Raw genomic sequence first — 3,373 nt, forward strand, 5'->3', positions numbered from 1 at the left:
GGGGTGGAGCCAGACGGCGATTCCGGTCGGGCCGCACTCGGGATGTTCGACCAGGTGGTAATCAGCGTGCAGGCCGGGAGTCGAGCATGTTCGGGTGCGGGCGTAGTCCGTGATCAGCCTTAAACCGTCACGGTCGAGGTCGAGCAGGTTGCTCTTGACGGCCCGTCGGAGCGTGCGCTGGCAGGGGACTCCACCGATGGAGTGAACCATCAGATCTCCATCGCCTCTGTCTGCGAGATCGAAGACGATCCATCTCGGATCAAGCCGCACGTGAAGCCTCCTGACGTGGTCAATGACGGGCACAGCCTATGGTTTCGAGCTCAATCTCGGGCGATCAACCTTCCCCCGATCGCCACCCTCGGGCGTTACCTGGCGAGGCCGAAACGGTCGTTCTCCGCCGACCTGCGCTGCCGTCGTCGCAGGATTGAACGGATGGCGTCCATGTGGCGTGACACCTGCTCAGGCGTAGCCGCGCGTTCTTCGGCTGCGGCGGCGGCCTCGGCCCGTCTGCGCTGCTCTTCGAGGGCTTGCTGTCGGTGCTGCTCAGCCACCTGACTAGGTGAGGGGCCGGCAAGCACGTCCCGGAGCCGGGAGAGGCGATGCCGCAGGAACCCCGACGGATTGGTGATGGTGGAGGGCCAGTCGCGGGGGTTTTTCCTGGCGTCCTGGTTGAGGACCGCCACCAGATCGCGGCCTGTCCAGCGGTCGCAGTCGACCAGCTCGGCCACTACGTCGACGAGGGAGCCCAGATGCTGGCCGTTGTCGAGGCTTTTTGCTGCGGCGACGAGCTGGGCGGTGACGATGTGTGCCTGGCGAGGCCGCTCTCTCCCCTGGGGTCTTGGTGAGCGCCCGGAGGGCGCCGTCGCGCGCTTGCGCGCGTGTGTGGGGGAACGCTTCTTACGGGGAGTTTTACTCCCCGTAGAACCGCTACGCGGTAGAGACGATTTTGTGTACCACCTGCGGGGAGTCGTCAGCGCCCATGTGGATGCAGCTCGGATCTGGACTCCGTCGTGATGCACGGCTGCCTGAAATCGTTCCTCGACTGTGAGGTACCGCCCCCGCGCGACCTCGACCGCGAGTTCCAGCGCCGCCAGGACGGCCCGAGCTTTCAGGACAACATCGTGGCAGTACGGACGAGCGCGACCCGCCAGCTCAGCAGCGACCCGGCCGATAGTGGCGTTGGAAGCGGTGACGCCGCGCCCGGTGCTGGAGTCTGCAAAGTGAGCGCACGCCCGAGCTACGAGCAGCACGGTCCGCGAGGACACGCCCCACTTCCGGCACAGCTGCCGGCCCGGAGCGCACGCCAACTCCGCCGCGGCGGCCGTGAGCCACTTGGTGCGGCTTTGCCACACCAAGGCCGGCTGCCGGCCGTCGAGTGCCCAGGAATGGCCGCGCTGGCCGCGCAGCATGTTTTCTTTCTCGGCATCCTCGATCCGCTGGCGGATCACGTCGCCGAGGTTGGGTTCTTGCGTGTCATCGAGGCCTATTGGCGCACCCTGCGACTCGCCCAGCATTGACATGCTGGACACCGCATTTGGGTGTGCGCTACCCTCGGAGCTGTCTCGCACGACAGTTCCTTCCATTGGGAGGGAGCGCAGATCAGAAGCAGGTTTGGTCGCCTGTCCTGATCTCAAACTTCAAGGACGTCACCCGATTCCCGTCGGGTGGCGTTCTTTTTTGTTTGTGAACGCTCCGCTGTGCAGTTGTCACGCAGGTACTCGGTGGTCAGTCGATACCCGCGTCAGTGCATGGTGAGAGGCGTCCTCCTGTTCAGTCGTGGTCGGTTCTTAACCGGCTTGGAGCAGCTCCTGCTGCCCGCCCCGGTGGTCCTTGGGTACGGCTTCGTACGCTTCGACGCCCAGTCGGACGATCTCTTCGACAACCTGCCAGCGTTTAGGGTTGCCGGATTCCCGCCAGAGGCGCTGCACGTCGGCGAACAACTTCTCGTCGATGAGCGCATTGAGTTGAGTGCGGCCTTCAGTGGTACGAGGAGGTGCCATGTGGATATTGCTATCACGGGTGTAGTTTCAGGTGTGTTATTTCCTAGGCGGGGCGGCGTGTCGGGCCGGTAATACTTAACGATACAGATGCGCGCTATTGGGTGGAACCCTTGAGCGTGTCGTTGGCGCGCTGCCATGCGTCACGCACGGCCTCCTGGGGCTCCCCATAGAGGTCGGCCAGGCTGGCGCACAGCGCCTCGGACAGTGGCGAGCCCCCCTGCTCGATGGTGGAGAAGGCACTTTGGCTGAGGCCAACGCGCTCGGCGACCTCGGACTGATTGAGCGCTGCGTGCACGCGCATGTCCGAGAGGGTTTCGCGGCCCGGGAGTACGCCTGTGAGGTCTCGAACGTTCAGCTCGAGGACTTGGGCTAGCGCGGCGAGTTTCGCTGGGGCTGGTGCCGTTCGGCCGGCTAGCCAGTTGCGCACGGTCGAGGGGTTGACGCCTACGCGAGCGGCGACCTGGAGGCCCGTAAGGCCGTGTCGAAGCATCGCTCCGCGAGCCACGGAAGGGCTGACATAGCCGGGCCTGCGAGCCACGCAACCTCCTGCATCTGGCGTGCAACTCGCATCATCATCGCAGTCCATTTCGGCCCCCTCAGCCCTTGCGCCGGTATAACTTAACGTTATAACCTAGCGTTGCCGACGCGATAGACAAGCTGGTCTATCAACTAAGTAGAGGCTCACCGGACTCGAGAGGGAAGCCCTTGAGCAAGCACCCAGCGTTCGCATACCGTGCCTTCTGCGCCCGTACCGCCGGTACGGCTCCGCACCGGTTGATTCTGTCCCGGTGCGATGAAGCGCAATCCCCACCACACGCGTGTGCTCTGCCGACTGTCGGCGCCCCCCTGGTCACGGGGCGCTGCCCCCTGCCGAGCGCCGCCCTCAGTGATCCGAGGATGCGATGAGCCATACCCAGGGAGACCTCCGTTCGGCCGTTCGCGGAGCAGCCATCGGCGCCTGTACAGCGCTGATCGCGTTCGCCGGCGTGTACGCGGCATCGGCCGCGACTCAGTCAGGAATCGAGGAGGCGACTGCGCCCGCAGCTCGACCGTCGACCACTCAGGCCGGCGTGGATGTGGCCCAGAAGACGAGCGCGCCTCAGCGGTCCGCGAAGGCCGCTCAGGCGACCTCATCCCGGACGGCTGCGCAGCGTCCTGCCCAGGCGAAACAGGCCGGCCTAGCGAAGGCGGTCCAGCCAGCCCGTGAGGTGAAGAGGGAGGACAGGCGCGACGAGCCCCAAGAGGCGGCCTCTGAGGTCGACACCGCTCCGGCGCCGCAGACTCCAACGCGGCAGGTTCGCTCTTCGCAGCCTGCGCCGGTGCAGCAGGCCCCGTCGTACCCGGTGCAGCAGGCCCCGTCGTACCCAGTGCAG

4 protein-coding genes and 1 pseudogene are annotated in these 3,373 nt (G+C 65.6%); all 5 read right to left on the reverse strand.

The genetic code is table 11. The features are described 5' to 3' along the window. Positions 1-210: hypothetical protein (locus tag HMPREF3086_RS06390; protein WP_141764013.1), on the reverse strand; the 210-nt coding region annotated here is incomplete at its 3' end. Positions 211-365: 155 nt separating this feature from the next. Then, positions 366-1,520, reverse strand: a complete 1,155-nt coding sequence (locus HMPREF3086_RS18460; protein WP_141764014.1) for a hypothetical protein — start codon at positions 1,518-1,520, stop codon at positions 366-368. A 267-nt stretch (positions 1,521-1,787) separates the two neighbouring features. Further along, positions 1,788-2,000 carry a hypothetical protein gene (locus HMPREF3086_RS18465; RefSeq protein ID WP_132064161.1) on the reverse strand — a complete coding sequence of 71 codons (213 nt, stop codon included), beginning with the start codon at positions 1,998-2,000 and terminating at the stop codon, positions 1,788-1,790. A gap of 94 nt (positions 2,001-2,094) precedes the next feature. After that, complete coding sequence (locus HMPREF3086_RS19550) at positions 2,095-2,301, reverse strand: helix-turn-helix domain-containing protein (RefSeq protein ID WP_241504510.1); 207 nt, start codon at positions 2,299-2,301, stop codon at positions 2,095-2,097. A gap of 51 nt (positions 2,302-2,352) precedes the next feature. Continuing rightward, positions 2,353-2,586: pseudogene (locus tag HMPREF3086_RS19900) on the reverse strand (helix-turn-helix domain-containing protein); the annotation flags it as partial. Positions 2,587-3,373: the final 787 nt, after the last annotated feature.

The sequence above is a fragment of the Dietzia sp. HMSC21D01 genome, assembly GCF_001815995.1.
Classification (GTDB): Bacteria; Actinomycetota; Actinomycetes; order Mycobacteriales; family Mycobacteriaceae; genus Dietzia; species Dietzia cinnamea.

What these genes read in the sequence shown, in the direction of transcription:
- HMPREF3086_RS18460 (WP_141764014.1), bottom strand. Translation starts at nt 1,520, where the DNA reads ATGTCAATGCTGGGCGAGTCGCAGGGTGCGCCAATAGGCCTCGATGAC.
- HMPREF3086_RS18465 (WP_132064161.1), bottom strand. Translation starts at nt 2,000, where the DNA reads ATGGCACCTCCTCGTACCACTGAAGGCCGCACTCAACTCAATGCGCTC.
- HMPREF3086_RS19550 (WP_241504510.1), bottom strand. Translation starts at nt 2,301, where the DNA reads ATGCGCGTGCACGCAGCGCTCAATCAGTCCGAGGTCGCCGAGCGCGTT.